Here is a 15,872-nt window from a genome sequence, read left to right on the forward strand (position 1 = left end):
GATATCAGCGGTTGTGGAACTGGGCGGGGCGTTTATCGAGGAATGCGCGAGTGCCTTCGCGCATGTCGTCGGTGGCGAACAACAACGCAAATTGCGCGGTTTCCAGCTGCAGGCCTTCCTCGATGGCGCATTCGCCGCCGAACACCACCGCATCCAGAATGCCGCGCAGTGCCAGCGGCGCTGCAGTTGCCAGGCGTTGCGCAAGCGCCAGCGTTTCTTCGTGCAGGGCATCCGCTTCGACCACGCGATTGACCAGGCCCAATTGCAGTGCGCGGGCCGCGTCGATCGGCAGGCCGAGCAGGCACAGTTCCAGCGCTGCGGCGCGGCCGGTGAGGCGCAGCAGGCGCTGCGTGCCGCCAAAGCCGGGGATCAGGCCGAGATTGATTTCCGGTTGCCCCAGGCGCGCTGTTGCTGCGGCGATGCGCAGGTGGCACGCCATTGCCAGCTCCAGGCCGCCGCCCAGCGCAAAGCCATTGATCATCGCGACCACCGGCTTGGGCATGCGCTCGATCCGGCGCATCAGCTGCTGGCCCAGCAACGAGAACTCGCGCGCCTGGGTTGCCGACAGGTCACTCATTTCCGCGATATCGGCACCCGCCACGAAGGCCTTGGGGCCGGCGCCGGTGAGAATCACGGCGCGTACATCGTCCGCATTGGCTGCGTCTTGGAACGCCTGATCCAGGGCCTGCATGGTTTGCCGGTTCAATGCGTTCAGTTTGTCCGGCCGATTGACCGTAATCGTCCGGACGCTGGCGTGATCGGCGATCAGAATGACGTGATTGGACATGTGAACCCTTGCGAACGTAAAAAAATAGTAAACACGGAACTTCCAAAACCCTTGCTGGTCCTAGCTTTCGCGATAAGTAGCGGTTCGGTATCGCGGCCGCTATCCTAGCGCGTCATCTCAGGCGGCAGACCCGTCCTGTGCCACCACCCTGGAGAATTGTTTGATGAAGTTGCGTTCTATCGCGGTCGCTGCGGCGGCCCTGGCCCTGACGGGCAATGCACTGGCCCAGGACACGACGTCCGAGAAGGGCAAGTTGAGCTATTACTTCGGCTACGACTACGGCAACAACCTTGCCGAGCTCACCGGCCGCGGCGAGCAGCTCGACATCAACTCGGTGGTAAAGGGTCTGCAGGACGCCTATGCCAAGAAGCAGCCGGCCATCACTGCCGACCAGCTGAAGCCGGCCGTTGAGGCGTTCCAGAAGCGCGAGCAGGGCCGTGCCCAGCAGGCCAAGGCCGAGTACGACAAGGCCGCTGCAGCCAACAAGACCAAGAGCGATGCGTTCCTGGCCAAGAACAAGAGCACCGCCGGCGTGCAGACGCTGCCGAGCGGCGTGCAGTACCGCGTGATCGAAGCCGGCAAGGGCGCCAAGCCGACCCAGGCCAGCACCGTGCAGCTGGAAGTGGCCGGTCCGTTCCCGTTCGGGGACCGCGAGAAGGCACGTCCGGCGCAGCAGATCCCGGCCATCAAGGTCAGCGAAGTCGAAATGCAGGCCATGCGCGACACGCTGCTGCAAATGCCGGCCGGCTCGAAGTGGGAAGTGACCCTGCCGCCGGAAAAGGCCTACGGTGCCGACCCGCGTACCCCGTTCCCGCCGAACGTGGCTGTGCAGTTCGAGATCAAGTTGGTCAGCGTCAAGTAATTGCACGTGATGTTGTTGCGACAACGCCGGCCACCAGGCCGGCGTTGTCGTTTTGGTCCAGCGATTGTCTGAAGAGAACGATGCAACGATGCAGCGGCCGCAGGACCCAGCGATGAGTGGCAATGATGTCGGATCCGAGGCCGGCCCTCTGCCCAGTCCGTGTATCGGTGTATGTTCGCTGGACGCGCAGTCGCACTGCGTCGGCTGTTTGCGCAGCCTGGATGAAATTGCACGCTGGATGAGCATGAGCGACGCCGAACGCCAGGACTATCTGCACACGGTGCTGCCCGCACGCGCGTTGACAGCGCGGCTGCCCGAATACGCGCAGTTGAGGCGGGCGCTGTATCCGCTGGATACCGCGCCGGCCGGGCCGGGTTGGAACCATGCCGAGCTGATCGACCTGACCGACGGCGACCCGTCTGCCGAAGCGGCGGTGCTGTGCGGGCTGGTGCCGCGCGAACAGGGCACGACGGTGTTGCTGACCCGGCGCACGGACAGCCTGCGCCATCACGCCGGGCAGGTCAGCTTCCCCGGCGGGCGGATGGAGCCGTCCGATGCCGATGCCGCTGCTGCAGCGCTGCGCGAGAGTTGCGAAGAAATCGCGCTGGGCGCGCAGCACGTGCATGCCTTGGGGTACCTGGATCCGTTTGTGACGGTGAGCGGATTTCGGGTGACGCCGGTGGTGGCGGTCATCGACCCGGCGTTCGTGGCGGTGCCGCAGCCGGATGAAGTAGCGGACGTCTTCGAAGTGCCGCTGGCCTATCTGATGGATCCGGACAATCTGCGCAGTGTGGAGCTGGAGTTCCGCGGACGCCCGCGACGCGTGCTCGAATACGACTGGCCTGCCCACCGTATCTGGGGCGCCACCGCCGCCATTCTTCTCAATCTTCGTCGTCGCCTGGAGCAGGTTGCATGAGTGCAGATCCGAACTGGACCACGCTGGTCGATGCCGCCACGCTTTCGGCCGCGTTGCAGCATCCACAGCTGCGTCTGCTGGATGCGCGTGCCGCGCCACCGACTGCGCCAGACCCGCACGCAGCGCGCAAGGCGTACGCGCAGGGGCATCTGCCCGGCGCGCACTATGCCGATCTGGACCACGACCTTGCAGATCTGTCACGGCCGGCGCAGGGGCGGCATCCGTTGCCGCATAGCGAGGCTTTTGCAAGACGCCTCGGCGAATGGGGCATCGATCCGCAGAGCCAGGTCGTTGTCTACGACGCAGGCGATGGCAGCATGGCGGCCGCGCGCGCGTGGTGGATGTTGCGGCTGATGGGCCATCGCCGGGTGGCGGTGCTGGACGGTGGCTTGGCCGCGTGGCGTGCGGCCGGTTTTGCGGAAAGCACCGAGTCGCCTGCCTTGCGCAGCGGCACCGCGTATCCGGGCCACTTTGACGCCACGGCGGTGGTGGATGCCGAGCAGATCGCGCAGCGCCTGCAACAGGCGCCGGGCTGGTTGCTGGATGCACGGGCAGGCGAGCGTTTCCGTGGCGAAGTCGAGCCGATCGACCCGGTGGCCGGGCACGTGCCCGGTGCAGTGAGTCGCCCGCTGGGACTGAGCCTGCGTGATGGTCGCTTCAAACCAGCTGCCGAACTGCGCGCCGAGTTGTCCGCGTTGCTGGGTGCGTACCGGCCCGAGCAGGCGGTGGTGATGTGCGGATCGGGCGTGACGGCCTGCCATCTGTTGCTGGCGTTGGAAGTGGCCGGGTTGTCCGGTGCACGCGTCTACGCCGGTTCCTGGAGTGGTTGGCTGCAAGATGCCTCGCGCCCGGTCGCGACCGGCGCCTGATTGCAGGCACAATGGCGGCAGGAACGGTGACCTGTGGGGACGCAGGTTCGCTGCGCGGAGCGCAGTTTCTTGCAGTGCTGGGTGAGCCATGCGGTTGCAGTTACGGGTTGGCGCGCTGTGCGTCGCGGTATGGACGCTGGCTGCCTGTTCGGCGGAGTCGTCCGCCGATGTCAGCGATACGCCTGCGGTCGCTCATCGCAATGCGGCGCCGCATGATGTGTACGAAGTCGCGCTGGAACGCGCGCGCGCGGAGCGGCTGAGGCAGCTGCGGGCGCCCGATGGGTGGTTGAGCTATACCGGTTCGGGGCGCGTGCGCGCCGGCCAGTACCGTGTGGGCAGCGACCCGCTCAGCGATATCGTCCTGCCTGCCGGCCCTGCGCAGCTGGGGCAACTGACGCTGGATGCTGCAGGACACATACGCTTTCGCGCAGATGGCTCTGCCGCGGTGACGCTCAACGGGCAGCGCATCGGCGACGTACGCCTGCAACCAGAGCGGGCAGGGCAGCGCGGCGACCGGCTGGACGTGGGGGGCCGACAGTTCTACCTGGTGCAGACCGGCGCCTTGTATGGCTGGCGCTTCCGCGACCCGGCAGCGCCGGCGCTGACGCAGTTCGACGGGCTGGAATATTTCCCGACCGATCCGCAGTGGCGCATCCAGGCGCAGTGGCAACCCTATCCAACGCCGCGCACGACCACCTTGCTGACCTCGATCGGCACGCCGCTCACCGTGGAGGTGCCGGGAGAAGCCGTGTTCTCGCGCAACGGCCACGAATACCGCTTGCGGCCGCTGCTGCAGGAAGATGGCCAGGGCCTGTTCTTCCTGTTCGCCGACCGCACCAGCGGCAAGGAGAGTTATGGCGGCGCGCGGTATCTGTTTGCCACCTCGCCCCGCGATGGTCAGGTGGTCCTGGATTTCAATCTGGCCGAAAACCCGCCATGCGCACTGACGCCCCATGTGGTCTGCCCCATCGCGCCGCCTGAAAACCGGTTGGACGTGGCAGTGAATGCCGGCGAGAAGACTTACCGTGCGACCGAACGTTGAGTGTGCTGCAACGGGTGGACGGTGTGCGAGGCAAGAGGTGTTTTCGATGGCTCATCACAGCATCCGGGAGCGGTCACGTGCGTGTTCTCCGGGCGACGCTGTCTTTCGACGGCGCGGCTGGCACGCAGGTTGGATCGCTTCTCGGCGCTATCGGGCGCGACCGGGCATGACCGACGTAACGCAGTGACTCGCCTACCGGCAGTGGCAAAAAACGCCTCCTAACGCGGCGTGTGCGACCAGCTCACCGCCGCTTCGATGCGCGGCCACGGGAACAGCGGGCCGGGGTCGAGCTTGCGCCGGATTTTACGGGCCGGGTCGTCGCTGGCGGCTTCCTGGGTGGTATCCAGCGCCTGATGGCCGGCGATGCGCCGCACCGAGGGCAGCTGCTGCTGCAGCCATTGCAACAAGGTGATCAGCGCGGCGATCTGCGCTTCGGGATACGGTTCGGTCATCTGCTGATACCGCGAATCCAGCCAGTGCGGATAACGGCCGCGGTTGACCAGTTCGATGCCCAGCGTATGCGGGTTATGCCCGCGCACATGATGCGCAACGCGCTCCAGGGCGACGTATTGCTGGATGCTGCCGTTGCGATCGAGGTAGTAATGCCCGCTGTTGCCGGTGCCGCTGTCATAAAGCACGCGTTCGCCGTATTCGCGCGCCATCGCCATGTCCGGCAATTCGGTGCAATGGATGACCACCATGTCGATCTGGGTGAGCGCGCGCCTGGCCAACCGCGATTCGTAGGACAACGGCGCATAGGTGATTGGCGGCGACGGCAAGACGGCATCGGACATGGGGCGGATGCTAGCATTGCCCGATGGCTTTGAATCCCGACAGCCCCCTGGGCAAATTGATGGCGACGCTGCCACAGACCGGTCAGGTGACCTGGATCGGCGTGCGCCCGGCGCGTGAGGTGGCGATGCAGGAAGTGGACGCGGCGCAGGTGAGCACCGGTATGGGTCTTGTGGGAGACCGCTACAAGGGTGGCAGCGGCAAGCGCGGCGTGACCCTGATCCAGGCCGAGCATTTGCCGGTGATCGCGGCGCTGTCAGGACACGCCACCATCGCGCCGGCGACGCTGCGGCGCAACCTGGTGGTGTCCGGAATTGCCTTGATCGCGCTGAAAGGCCGGCGATTCCGAATCGGCGAAATCGAATTGGAAGGCACCGACCCGTGCGACCCATGTTCGCGCATGGAAGATGCCCTGGGTGCGGGCGGCTATAACGCCATGCGCGGCCACGGTGGGCTGTGCGCACGCGTGCTGCGTGGCGGCGTGCTGCGCATCGGCGATACGGTGCAGGCGCTATGAGTCGCGGCCATTGCATCCTCTCGCACGGCTTCGAAAGCGGCCCGGACGCCTTGAAGGTGACCGCGCTGGCCAACGTGGCCGAGCAGTTGGGCTGGACCCATGAGCGCCCGGATTATACCGACCTGGATGCACGCCGCGAGGTGAGCACGCTGGGCGACGTGCCAGGCCGGCTGCAACGCCTGCTGGAAATTGCGCGGGCGGCGGCCGAGAAGGGGCCGGTGGTGCTGGCCGGTTCCAGCCTGGGCTCGTATATCGCCGGGATGGTGTCGTTGCAGGTGCCCACGCGCGGCCTGTTTCTGATGGTGCCGCCGACCAAGATGGGCCCGATGCCGGCGCTGGACGCCGCATCGGTGCCGATCTCGATCGTGCATGCCTGGCGCGACGCGTTGATTCCGGCTGCCGACGTGATTGCCTGGGCGCAGGCCCGGCATGCGCGCCTGCTGCTGGTCGACGATGACCATCGTCTGGCCTCGCACGTCGACGCCTCGGCGCGCGCGTTCGCAGCGTTGTTGCAGGGCCTGTGATGCGGACGGTTGCCAGCCATGGCTGCGCGCGGTGCCACCGATGAACGTGTTGATCCGCGAAGCCACCGAAGGCGACGCCGCTGCCATCGAACTGCTGACCATGGTGGCCTTCATGCGCGCCGAACACAGCCGGCATGACGAGCACCAGGTGATTGCAGGATTGCGTCAGGACGGCGCACTCGTGTTGTCGCTGGTCGCCGACCACGACGGCTACGTGGTCGGGCATCTGGCCGTCTCGCCGGTGGCGCTGTCGGACGATTCGCCCGGCTGGTTCGCGCTTGGCCCGCTGGCCGTGGGGCCCGGCCATCAACGGCAAGGGCTGGGGACGCGGCTGGTGCAGGCCGCGCTTGCCACGTTGCGCGAGCGCGGCGCCGCAGGCTGCCTGGCGCTGGGCGAGCCGGCGTTTTTCCGGCGCTTGGGCTTTGCGGTCGAACCTGGCCTGGCGTTGCCCGAGGTGCCTGCATCGGAATTGCAAGCCCTGGCGTTCGGCGACCGGCTGCTGCCGCTGGCCGATGTGGCTTACCACCCGGCGTTCGGGCTGGGTTGAGCGCCGGCTGCATTGGCCCGGCCTGTTGCGCCGGTGTCGCTGCCAGTGCGGCAGGTTGGACTGGCTGCACTTCACCTGAGGATTGGTCCGATGCGCCATTGATGCCGCCGTCGTGATGACGGCCTACCCGCTGCTGTTCCGGTTGGATCGGCACGTGTGCTGGCATGCAATGGAGACCCGGATGACTGTCCGTCGCTGACGCTGGAAAGCGTGGCGCATGCGCTGCCCGATGGCAGCGCGCTGTTTTCCGATCTGGACATCCATATCGACCAACGCGCGACCGGCTTGGTCGGGCGGATTGGCCTGGTCGCCCGAACGGCAGCGGCAAGTCCACATTGCTGCAGCTGCTGGCCGGGCGCCTGCAGCCCGGCGCCGGGCATTGCCAGGTGCATGCGCCGACCGCCTATCTGGATCAGCACCTGGCGCTGCTGGACCCAGCGCGCTCGGTCGTTGCGCAGTTGCAGGACGCGGATCCGGCTGCGCCGGCCCACGCACAGCGGCTGCGCCTGGCGCTGCTGGGGCTGGACCGGGCGCGTGCCGACCTGCCCTGCAGCCAGCTCAGCGGTGGCCAGCGGCTCAAGGCGGCGCTGGCCTGCGCGCTGTACCGGGCGCAGCCGGCGCAACTGCTGTTGCTGGACGAGCCCACCCACCACCTGGATCTGGCCTCGGTGGAAGCGATCGAGGCGCTGCTGCGTGGCCATCAGGGGGCGCTGCTCGTCGCCTCGCATGATGCCGCCCTCCTGCAGCGGTTGGGCCTGCAGCAGCGCCTGGACACGGCACAGGCGCAATAGGGGCTGGCGGCGTGGTGAACCGTGCGGCGGGCGATCCGGGCGCCGGGCTGGTAATGCCGGCCGCGATGGCCGACCATTTGCGGCCCGTCCACCGCGGCCGCGGCATTGCCCACCCAGGCGCCGGCCCGCTGTCCTGCTTTCACGCTCGCCGCCGCGGCCAGCGTCTCTATCGATACCTGCCTACGTGAAATTCTTCGCATCCTGCGCCAAGGGCCTGGAATACCTGCTTGCCGACGAGCTGCTTGCGCTCGGTGCCAGCAAGGCCACCGCCACTATTTCCGGCGTCAACGTCGAAGGCGAACTGCGCGATGCGCAGCGCGCCGTGCTGTGGTCGCGCCTGGCCAGCCGCGTGCTGTGGCCGCTGACCGAATTCGATTGCCCGGACGAAGACGCGCTGTACGCCGGCGTCGCCGAACTGCCCTGGGACGCGCATCTGTCTGTGGGGCATACGCTGTCGGTGGACGCACATGTGTCCGGGACCGCCATCACCCACGCACGCTATGCGGCGCAGCGCATCAAGGACGCGGTGGTGGACACCATGCGCCGGCAGGGGCTGGAGCGCCCGTCGGTGGACGTGGAAAACCCCGACCTGCGCCTGAACCTGTCGCTGCGCAAGGGCCGCGCCACCATTTCGGTGGACCTGGGCGGCGGCCCGCTGCATCGACGCGGCTGGCGCATGGCGCAGAACGAGGCGCCGTTGAAGGAAAATCTGGCCGCAGCGGTGCTGATGCGCGGCGGCTGGCCGCGCGCCTATGCCGATGGCGGCGGCTTGCTCGACCCGATGTGCGGCAGCGGCACGCTGCTGATCGAAGGCGCGCTGATGGCCGCCGATGTCGCGCCCGGTCTGCAGCGCTACGGCAGCGATGTGCCCAGCCGCTGGCGCGGCTTCGACCGCGAGAGCTGGCAGCAGCTGGTGAGCGAGGCGCGCGAACGCGACGGCGTCGGCCGTGCTGCGCTCAAGCAGGTGATCCATGGCAGCGACATGGACCCGCACGCCATCCGCGCCGCGAAAGAGAATGCGCAGGTGGCCGGCGTGGCCGAGGCGATCTGGTTCGGCGTGCGCGAAGTCGGTGAGTTGCAGACGCCGCCGCAGGCCACCGGCGTGGTGGTGTGCAATCCGCCGTACGACGAGCGCCTGGCCGCCGATGCGGCGCTGTATCGCCGTCTGGGCGATACCTTGCAGCGCGTCGTGCCGCAGTGGCGTGCCAGCCTGCTGTGCGGCAATGCCGAGCTGGCGTATGCCACCGGCCTGCGCGCGGGCAAGAAATACCAGCTGTTCAACGGTGCGATCGAATGCGCGTTGATCGTCTGCGACCCGATCGCAGTGCCGCGACGCACCCCGCTGGCAGCGCCGACCGCGCTCAGCGAGGGCGCGCAGATGGTGGCCAACCGGCTGCGCAAGAATCTGCAGAAATTCAAGAAGTGGCGCGCGCGCGAAGGCATCGAATGTTTCCGCGCCTACGACGCCGACCTGCCGGAATATTCCGCCGCCATCGACGTGTATCAGCAAGCCGACGGCGACCGGCGCATCTTCCTGCATGTGCAGGAATACGCGGCGCCGGCGACGATTCCCGAGGCCGATGTGCGCCGTCGTCTCAACGAATTGCTGGCCGCCGCACGCGAGGTCTTCGAAGTGCCGGCCGAGCGCGTGGCGCTGAAGTCGCGCGAGCGCGGCAAGGGCGGCAGCAAGTACGGCCGTTTCGAACAGCGCAACGAAATCGTCCACGTGCGCGAACACGGCGCGTTGCTGCGCGTGAACCTGTTCGATTATCTGGATACCGGGCTGTTCCTGGACCATCGCCCGCTGCGCGGCACCATGGCGCAGCAGAGCAAGGGCCGGCGTTTCCTCAACCTGTTCTGCTACACCGGCGTGGCCAGCGTGGAAGCGGCGGTGGCCGGTGCGGCGTCCACCACCAGCGTTGATCTGTCGGCAACCTACCTGCAGTGGTGCGCCGAGAATCTTGCGTTGAACGGGCTGGCCGGCAGCAAGCACAAACTGGTGCAGGCCGATGCGCTGGCCTGGCTGGAAGCCGAGCGTGCACACTTCGATGTGATCTTCTGCGACCCACCGACCTTCTCCAACTCAGCGCGTGCGGAAGATTTCGATATCCAGCGCGAGCATGTGCGTCTTTTGCGCGCGGCCGTGGCGCGGTTGGCGCCGGGGGGCGTGTTGTATTTCTCCAACAACTTCCGTCGCTTCAAGCTGGACGAGGAAGGGGTGGCGGAGTTCGCGCAGTGCGAAGAAATCAGCCCGCGCACCATCGACCCGGATTTCGAGCGGCATGCGCGCATTCATCGCGCCTGGCGGTTGACGGCCTGAGCTCGCGCCGGTTGCGTCCGATGGCGCGCCGGCTCGGCTCGCGTAGACGCCAGCAGACGCGGTTGCCAAAGTGCCATGCGTCGCAGGCGCGGGAGCGCGTGCTTGCCACGACGCGACCGCTGCCGTGCACGCGCAGAAGGCGTGGGCATGATCGCAACGCACCCACAACAAGCCCAGCACAGGGCTGCGGTATGCTGATTCGCATGCTCTGGAGTCAACGATGACCGCACCACCTCGCATCGCTTTTCTTGCCAGCCCCGCCGAGCCGGCGGTGGCCGCGCGCGCACGCCTTACGCAGCGCTATGGCGACCATGCCCTGGACAGCGCCGACATCGTCTGTGCGCTGGGCGGCGACGGGTTCATGTTGCAGACGCTGCACCGGCATGGCGCCTCCGACAAGCCGGTGTTCGGCATGAAGCTGGGCTCGGTCGGCTTTTTGATGAACCAGTACCGCGACAACGAAGACGACCTGCTCGAGCGCCTGCAGCGCGCCGAGCCAGCGTATCTGCGGCCGCTGGAAATGCAGGTGCAGACCGAATCCGGTGCCAGTGCCGGCTCGCTGGCCTACAACGAGGTCTCGCTGCTGCGGCAGACCCGGCAGGCCGCGCATCTGAGCGTGGATCTCAACGGCCAGACCCGCATTGCCGAGCTGATCGGCGACGGCGTGATGGTGGCCACGCCGGCCGGCAGCACGGCGTACAACTATTCGGCGCACGGGCCGATCCTGCCGCTGGGCTCGCATACGCTGGCGCTGACGCCGATCGCGCCGTATCGTCCGCGGCGCTGGCGCGGCGCCATCCTCAAGGCAGATACCGAAGTGCGCTTCCGCGTGCTCGACCCGTACAAGCGCCCGGTCAGCGTCACCGCCGACTCGCACGAAATCCGCGACGTGGTCGAAGTGACCATCCGCGAATCCACGCAGCGCCAGGTCACGTTGTTGTTCGATCCCGAACACAATCTGGAAGAGCGTATTTTCAGCGAGCAGTTTGCGGTGTGAGGAGCGGTGATTTGGGATTCGAGATTCGGGATTGGCAACGGCAGCAGCGTGCCACGTCGTCTTTAGAATCGCGCGCACGCGCTACGATGCTGCGCGGATGGGCGATCAAATCCCGACCTCCAGTTCCTGCTTTAAACCAATTCCCAATCACCAATCCCGGCCTCCCAATGCCCGACAACTCCCCAAGGTTATTGACCGTCGCGGTGACCTCGCGCGCCCTGTTCGATCTCGAAGAAGGCCATGCACTGTTCGAGGCCGACGGAGTGGAGGCGTATTCGGCGTTCCAGCGCGAGCATGAGGACGACATCCTGCAACCTGGCGTTGCGTTCCCGGTGGTGCGCAAGCTGCTGGCGCTCAATCACGATGTGCCCGAGGACGCGCCGCGGGTGGAAGTCATCCTGCTGTCACGCAATTCCGCCGATACCGGCCTGCGCATCTTCAACTCGATCCAGCATTACAACCTGGGCATCGTGCGTGCCACCTTCACCTCGGGCGAGCCGACCTGGCCGTACGTCAAGCCGTTCGGGACCGATCTGTTTCTCTCGGCCAATCCGGAATCGGTACGGCGCGCGCTGAGCCATGGCATCGCGGCGGCGACCATCATGCCGCGCGCACTGGGCGAACGCGCCGAGGCCGCGGCGGCAATCGTGGACAACGACGAAAGCCGTTTGTCGACGCAGCTGCGGATCGCCTTCGATGGCGATGCGGTGATCTTCGGCGACGAGAGCGAACGCATCTCGCGCGAGCAGGGCGTGGAAGCCTTCGGGCGTCACGAGCGCGAGCGCGCACGCGAGCCGTTGTCGGTGGGGCCGTTCCGTAATTTTCTGGCGGCGCTGCACACCTTGCAGGCGGCGTTTCCGCCCGGCCAGGCCTCGCCGATCCGCACGGCGCTGGTCACTGCGCGCTCGGCGCCGGCGCATGAGCGGGTGATCCGCACCTTGCGCGAGTGGGGCGTGCGTCTGGACGAGGCGCTGTTCCTGGGCGGGCGTCACAAGGGCCCGTTTCTTCAAGCGTTTGGTGCGGATATCTTCTTCGACGATTCGCAGCACAACATCGACAGTGCGCGCCAGCATCAGCACGTGGCCGCCGGACATGTGCCGCACGGCGTGGCCAACGAAGGATAAGGCGAAGGCGGCTGCGTTGCTCACCCGGCATCATGGCGCCGGTGACAACGCCAACTGGAGGTCCACCACCTTCCAGCGCAACCCTTGTGGTTCCAGCACCACCTTCAGTGGTGGTTCGCCGGGGGTGCGTTCGACGTCGATCACGAAGCGGTCCAGCGTCTCGAAGCGGTGTTTGGCGTTTTTCAGCGGTCGCGCGGGTTCGGTGGGGCCGAAGGGATCGCCGCCCTGCAGTTCATTGCGGCCGCGCTTCCATAGCACATGCCCCTGCAACAGTGCACCGATGCCGATCGGCGTCACCAGCGTATCCACCGCCGCACCACCGAGCTGGTTCCCCAGGCCATACAGCAACGTGCCCCACGGACCGGTGGCGATGTCTGGACCGGCTTGCCGCACCAGATAATCGTTGAGCTGGGCGCGCAAGCTGCTGCGCACACGCGGGAAGTCGACATAACGTTCCAGTGCAGCGGTGTCGCGTTGCTCGATGGCCTTGGACAGGCCATGCATGGTCATGTACGGCCCGCCGAACCACCACGCAGTGACGGTCAGCAGGAAAGCGATAAGGACGCCGATGGTTTTTTTCATGGCGCCCAGACTGCCGCAATCGCCGCCGCCGCAGGTGAAGATCAGTGACTGGGAGAGCCGCGGCCATCGCCGAAGGCGGTGACCAGACGTTGCCGTTGGACGGCGTCCAGCGCGTGTATGCGGGTCTGCAGCACTTCATCCAGATTGCTGATGCGCGTGGTGCCCAGGATGCCGCTGGCCACACCCGGGTGTTGCAGCACATAAGCGAATGCCGTTTGCGCCGGGCGCTGACTATCGATCGAAGCCACTGCATTGCGCATGTTGCGTGAGCACTGCATCAACGCGCGGCTGCTGGGCTTCAGCCAGGCGCGTGCCAGATACCAGGCGTCGGCCAGATGCGGCAGGCGCGCACGCGCGGGCAAGAGGTGGCCCTGCGCAAGCACGGTGCCGGCCAGTACGCCAATGCCCGCGTTATGCAGCTGGTCGATCAGCGGTTCACGGTCCTGCTGCAGCGCGTTGTAGTCCAGCAGCACCACATCGAAGACGTCGGGGTTGGCGATCATCCAGCGCAGGGTCGATGCCGAATGCGTATTGATGCCGGTGTGGCGGATCAGGCCGCGTTCGCGCAGACGCTGCATCGCCAGCAGCAGGTCGTCATTGATGTCGTGCTCGCTGGCGCCGTGCAGCTGGTAGATGTCGAGATAGTCCAAGCCAAGATTGCGCAGCGATGCTTCGCAACTGGCCGTGATCGCTGCAGCAGAGAAATCACGCTGTTCGGCACCACTGATACCGGCCTGGCCGGTCAACGTACCGCCCTTGCTGGACACGACAAGCGAATCCCGCGAACGCTGCGCCAGCAGGGGGCGCAGGATCCGCCCCAGGCGCGGTTCCGCATGGAAAGCGGAGTAATTGTGGCCGGTGTCGAGCAGGTTCACGCCTTGCGCCAGCGCGTGCTCGACCACCCGTGCGGCGGCGCCCTCGTCGAAGCGCCGGTGGCCCCAAAAACCGGAACATCCCAGACCGATCGGCGAGACCAATAGCTTGGTGCGGCCCAGCGTCCGGCGCTGCCGGCCAAGCGGTAGATCCTGTGTCATCAAAATTCCAGGTCCAAAGCCGCGCACAGGTAATCGACAAACGGGGCCAGGATCACCAGGTCCGTCTCGATAGTCTGGCGCAGTCGCGGCCCGGTCATGATGCTGTCGTCTAGGTGACGCAAGTACGCCCAGTTGCGGTGCTTGAGATCCTCGATGAACTCGAAGTCGTTGGGGAATCCACGCGGTGCGCGCACCAGTTTTTCGCTGTCGTCCATGGTGAATTTGCGCAGCAGTTTCGGGTTATGCGCGGCGGCCTTCCAGCTGCCGGGATTGTCGAAAATGAACTGGCGCAGCTTGCGTTGCGTGTCCGGCTCCGGATGCCACAGGCCAGCGCCGACAAAACTTTCGCCCGGCTGCAGGTGGATATAGAACGATGGCGCCGGCATCTGGCGGCGGCGTTCATGGAACAGGCGCGCGCCTTGCCAGTTCTTGTAAGGCGATTTGTCGTTGGAAAACCGCGCATCGCGATAGATGCGAAACAGCGAGCCGCCCTGGGTTTTTGGATCGGCGCGATAGTGTTCGCTGACCTGTGCCAGTGCCGGCTGCAGATCGGTGATCAGCTGCAGAAACGGCTGGCGCACATGCGCCTCATACTGATGCCGATGGTCGTTGAACCAGGTCTTGTCGTTGTGGCGGGCCAGGGCGCGCAGGAACTTGAAGCTGGCGTCGGAAAAGTAGGTGGTCATAGCGTGCGTTGGAGGTCCGAACCCCAGGCGGCGAGCTGATCGAGTAGGGCTTGCTTGGTAGCATCGTCGGGGTGAGTACGCCGTAAATCCGCAATCTGCGCGTGGTATTGCTCCAGGGTGACTTCACCCAGGCCGCGGTCTTCGAACAGGCGCTGGCGGCGATACACGTTCCAGCGCTCCTGTTCCTCGAACGAGAGTGTCTGCGGCCAGTTGCGCGCGCGGTAGCGAAACAGCAGCTCGATCAGGCGCGGGTCGCGAAAGCGCGCTTCCAGCGCGCCCAGTTCGTCCGGCGCGCTGGCGCGGACCTGTGCAAGCAGGCGTTTGTCGCCTTCGGCCAGAAATCCATCGTAGAGCGAGGCATCGGCATCGTTGACCGCTGCTGCCGCGGCGCGTTCGCTGCCGTAGACCTGGCGCACCTTCTCGGCAAGTTCAGGGCCCAAGGCGCGCAAGCGTGCCGCCTTGGCCACTACCGCGTCGTGATCCACACCCAGGCGCTGAAAATCTGCAGCGCGCAGATGCTGCCAGGCCACCAGCGCGGGCGACTTGTTCAGATGCACTTCCTTCAACGGAATGCGCTGTTCGCCTTCCGGCAGATCCGCGGCGCGGATGTACAGGCGGTCGGCAATATCGTCGGGGCTCAGCCGCAACAACACCTCCGGGTCGCCCTCCAGATCGAACACGATCACGCGGCTGTCGATGCGCGGGTGGCGCGTCAGCGGCAGCACCGCTGCGGCGCACAGGCGCGAGGCGGGGTAGCGCTGGGAGATATGCAGCACCGGCTGCATGGCGATGACATCCAGCAAGGTGGCGGCAAAGCGCTTGTCGCGCAGGCGCAGCGCGTAGTCCCACAACTTTGGCTGGTGCTGCTGGAATTTGCGCGCCATGCCGATGGTGGCGTACACGTCCGACAAGGCTTCGTGCGCATCGCCTTCGCGCACATCGTTGGCATCGGCCAGGTGCTCCAGCTTGAACGAGGTGGCGCCATCTTCGCGCTGCGGCCAGACGATGCCGTCCGGGCGCAGCGCATGGACCAGTCGCAGCACATCCAGCAGGTCCCAGCGCGAATTGCCGCCACGCCACTCGCGCTCGTACGGGTCGTAGAAATTGCGGAACAGGCCGCAGCGGATGAATTCGTCGTCGAAGCGGATCGAGTTGTAGCCCAGCGTGCAGGTCTGCGGCCGGCCCATTTGTTCGGCGATGCGCGCGAACGCCTCTGCTTCGGTGACGCCTTCGCGCAGCGCGTGTTGCGGGGTAATGCCGGTCACCATGGTGGCATAGGGCGAGGGCAGCAGATCGTCGGCCGGCTGCACGAAAAAGCTGATGGGCTCTTCGATCACGCGCAACTGCGCATCGGTGCGCACCGCAGCGAACTGTGCTATGCGGGTGCGGCGTGGATCCTGGCCGAAGGTTTCCAGGTCGTAGAAGAGAAAGCTGTCAGGCATGCGGGTACGACATCCAGATGCGCGGCGCACGGCGTATGCG

At 66.2% G+C, this 15,872-nt stretch carries 17 protein-coding genes and 1 pseudogene; 12 read left to right on the top strand and 6 right to left on the bottom strand.

Features of this window, described 5'->3' with window-relative positions:
• Window positions 1–4: 4 nt before the first annotated feature.
• Window positions 5–787 (bottom strand): enoyl-CoA hydratase-related protein, encoded by a 783-nt coding sequence (locus J7396_RS11630; protein ID WP_209261486.1) that lies wholly within the window; start codon window positions 785–787, stop codon window positions 5–7.
• Between the two features lie 163 nt (window positions 788–950).
• Here J7396_RS11630 and J7396_RS11635 point away from each other — a divergent pair, with 163 nt between their 5' ends.
• The 4 genes from J7396_RS11635 to J7396_RS11650 all read left to right on the top strand — a co-directional run bounded on the left by J7396_RS11635 (window position 951) and on the right by J7396_RS11650 (window position 4,476).
• Window positions 951–1,649 (top strand): FKBP-type peptidyl-prolyl cis-trans isomerase N-terminal domain-containing protein, encoded by a 699-nt coding sequence (locus J7396_RS11635; protein WP_209261487.1) that lies wholly within the window; start codon window positions 951–953, stop codon window positions 1,647–1,649.
• Between the two features lie 112 nt (window positions 1,650–1,761).
• On the top strand, window positions 1,762–2,565 hold the full coding sequence (locus J7396_RS11640) for a CoA pyrophosphatase (RefSeq protein WP_014089834.1): 804 nt from the start codon (window positions 1,762–1,764) through the stop codon (window positions 2,563–2,565).
• On the top strand, window positions 2,562–3,434 hold the full coding sequence (locus J7396_RS11645; RefSeq protein ID WP_039417638.1) for a sulfurtransferase: 873 nt from the start codon (window positions 2,562–2,564) through the stop codon (window positions 3,432–3,434). Before J7396_RS11640 ends, J7396_RS11645 begins: the two co-directional genes overlap by 4 nt.
• 88 nt (window positions 3,435–3,522) lie before the next feature.
• A complete protein-coding gene (locus tag J7396_RS11650) occupies window positions 3,523–4,476 on the top strand; it encodes a DUF1684 domain-containing protein (RefSeq protein ID WP_029819136.1) in 954 nt (317 codons plus the stop codon).
• A 218-nt stretch (window positions 4,477–4,694) separates the two neighbouring features.
• Here J7396_RS11650 and J7396_RS11655 read toward each other — a convergent pair whose 3' ends face one another.
• A complete protein-coding gene (locus tag J7396_RS11655) occupies window positions 4,695–5,270 on the bottom strand; it encodes an N-acetylmuramoyl-L-alanine amidase (RefSeq protein ID WP_008576336.1) in 576 nt (191 codons plus the stop codon).
• A gap of 23 nt (window positions 5,271–5,293) precedes the next feature.
• Here J7396_RS11655 and J7396_RS11660 point away from each other — a divergent pair, with 23 nt between their 5' ends.
• The 8 genes and pseudogenes from J7396_RS11660 (at window position 5,294) to J7396_RS11695 (ending at window position 12,088) form a co-directional block, all read left to right on the top strand.
• Window positions 5,294–5,785 (top strand): MOSC domain-containing protein, encoded by a 492-nt coding sequence (locus J7396_RS11660; protein WP_008576334.1) that lies wholly within the window; start codon window positions 5,294–5,296, stop codon window positions 5,783–5,785.
• Window positions 5,782–6,309 (top strand): alpha/beta hydrolase, encoded by a 528-nt coding sequence (locus tag J7396_RS11665; RefSeq protein WP_008576332.1) that lies wholly within the window; start codon window positions 5,782–5,784, stop codon window positions 6,307–6,309. The genes J7396_RS11660 and J7396_RS11665 overlap by 4 nt, the downstream gene beginning before the upstream one ends.
• Window positions 6,310–6,349: 40 nt before the next feature.
• Window positions 6,350–6,856, top strand: a complete 507-nt coding sequence (locus tag J7396_RS11670) for an N-acetyltransferase (protein ID WP_008576330.1) — start codon at window positions 6,350–6,352, stop codon at window positions 6,854–6,856.
• A 294-nt stretch (window positions 6,857–7,150) separates the two neighbouring features.
• Window positions 7,151–7,647, top strand: a pseudogene (locus J7396_RS11675) (ATP-binding cassette domain-containing protein); the annotation flags it as partial.
• The gene (locus J7396_RS22790; RefSeq protein WP_074053196.1) at window positions 7,644–7,835 is read left to right on the top strand and encodes a hypothetical protein; all 192 of its coding nucleotides are present in this window, start codon (window positions 7,644–7,646) and stop codon (window positions 7,833–7,835) included. The pseudogene J7396_RS11675 and the gene J7396_RS22790, both read left to right, overlap by 4 nt.
• The gene (rlmKL, locus tag J7396_RS11685; protein ID WP_008576327.1) at window positions 7,832–9,967 is read left to right on the top strand and encodes a bifunctional 23S rRNA (guanine(2069)-N(7))-methyltransferase RlmK/23S rRNA (guanine(2445)-N(2))-methyltransferase RlmL; all 2,136 of its coding nucleotides are present in this window, start codon (window positions 7,832–7,834) and stop codon (window positions 9,965–9,967) included. The genes J7396_RS22790 and rlmKL overlap by 4 nt, the downstream gene beginning before the upstream one ends.
• Window positions 9,968–10,187: 220 nt before the next feature.
• Window positions 10,188–10,964 (top strand): NAD kinase, encoded by a 777-nt coding sequence (locus J7396_RS11690; RefSeq protein ID WP_008576325.1) that lies wholly within the window; start codon window positions 10,188–10,190, stop codon window positions 10,962–10,964.
• Between the two features lie 167 nt (window positions 10,965–11,131).
• Window positions 11,132–12,088 carry a 5'-nucleotidase gene (locus tag J7396_RS11695; RefSeq protein ID WP_014089840.1) on the top strand — a complete coding sequence of 319 codons (957 nt, stop codon included), beginning with the start codon at window positions 11,132–11,134 and terminating at the stop codon, window positions 12,086–12,088.
• Window positions 12,089–12,118: 30 nt separating this feature from the next.
• Here J7396_RS11695 and J7396_RS11700 read toward each other — a convergent pair whose 3' ends face one another.
• Genes J7396_RS11700 through sbcB form a run of 4 tightly spaced genes read right to left on the bottom strand, consistent with a single transcriptional unit; the run spans window position 12,119 to window position 15,832 of the window.
• Window positions 12,119–12,670, bottom strand: a complete 552-nt coding sequence (locus J7396_RS11700; RefSeq protein WP_008576322.1) for a DUF2939 domain-containing protein — start codon at window positions 12,668–12,670, stop codon at window positions 12,119–12,121.
• 41 nt (window positions 12,671–12,711) lie between these two features.
• Entirely contained in the window at window positions 12,712–13,704 is a 993-nt protein-coding gene (locus J7396_RS11705; protein ID WP_008576320.1) for an aldo/keto reductase, read from the bottom strand.
• Window positions 13,704–14,390: a DUF2461 domain-containing protein gene (locus tag J7396_RS11710; RefSeq protein ID WP_008576319.1), complete on the bottom strand. Its 687-nt coding sequence runs from the start codon at window positions 14,388–14,390 to the stop codon at window positions 13,704–13,706. Before J7396_RS11710 ends, J7396_RS11705 begins: the two co-directional genes overlap by 1 nt.
• Window positions 14,387–15,832: an exodeoxyribonuclease I gene (sbcB, locus tag J7396_RS11715; protein WP_014089841.1), complete on the bottom strand. Its 1,446-nt coding sequence runs from the start codon at window positions 15,830–15,832 to the stop codon at window positions 14,387–14,389. The genes J7396_RS11710 and sbcB overlap by 4 nt, the downstream gene beginning before the upstream one ends.
• Window positions 15,833–15,872: the final 40 nt, after the last annotated feature.

This window comes from Xanthomonas sp. A1809 (genome assembly GCF_017746015.1).
GTDB classification, from domain to species: Bacteria; Pseudomonadota; Gammaproteobacteria; order Xanthomonadales; family Xanthomonadaceae; genus Xanthomonas; species Xanthomonas euvesicatoria.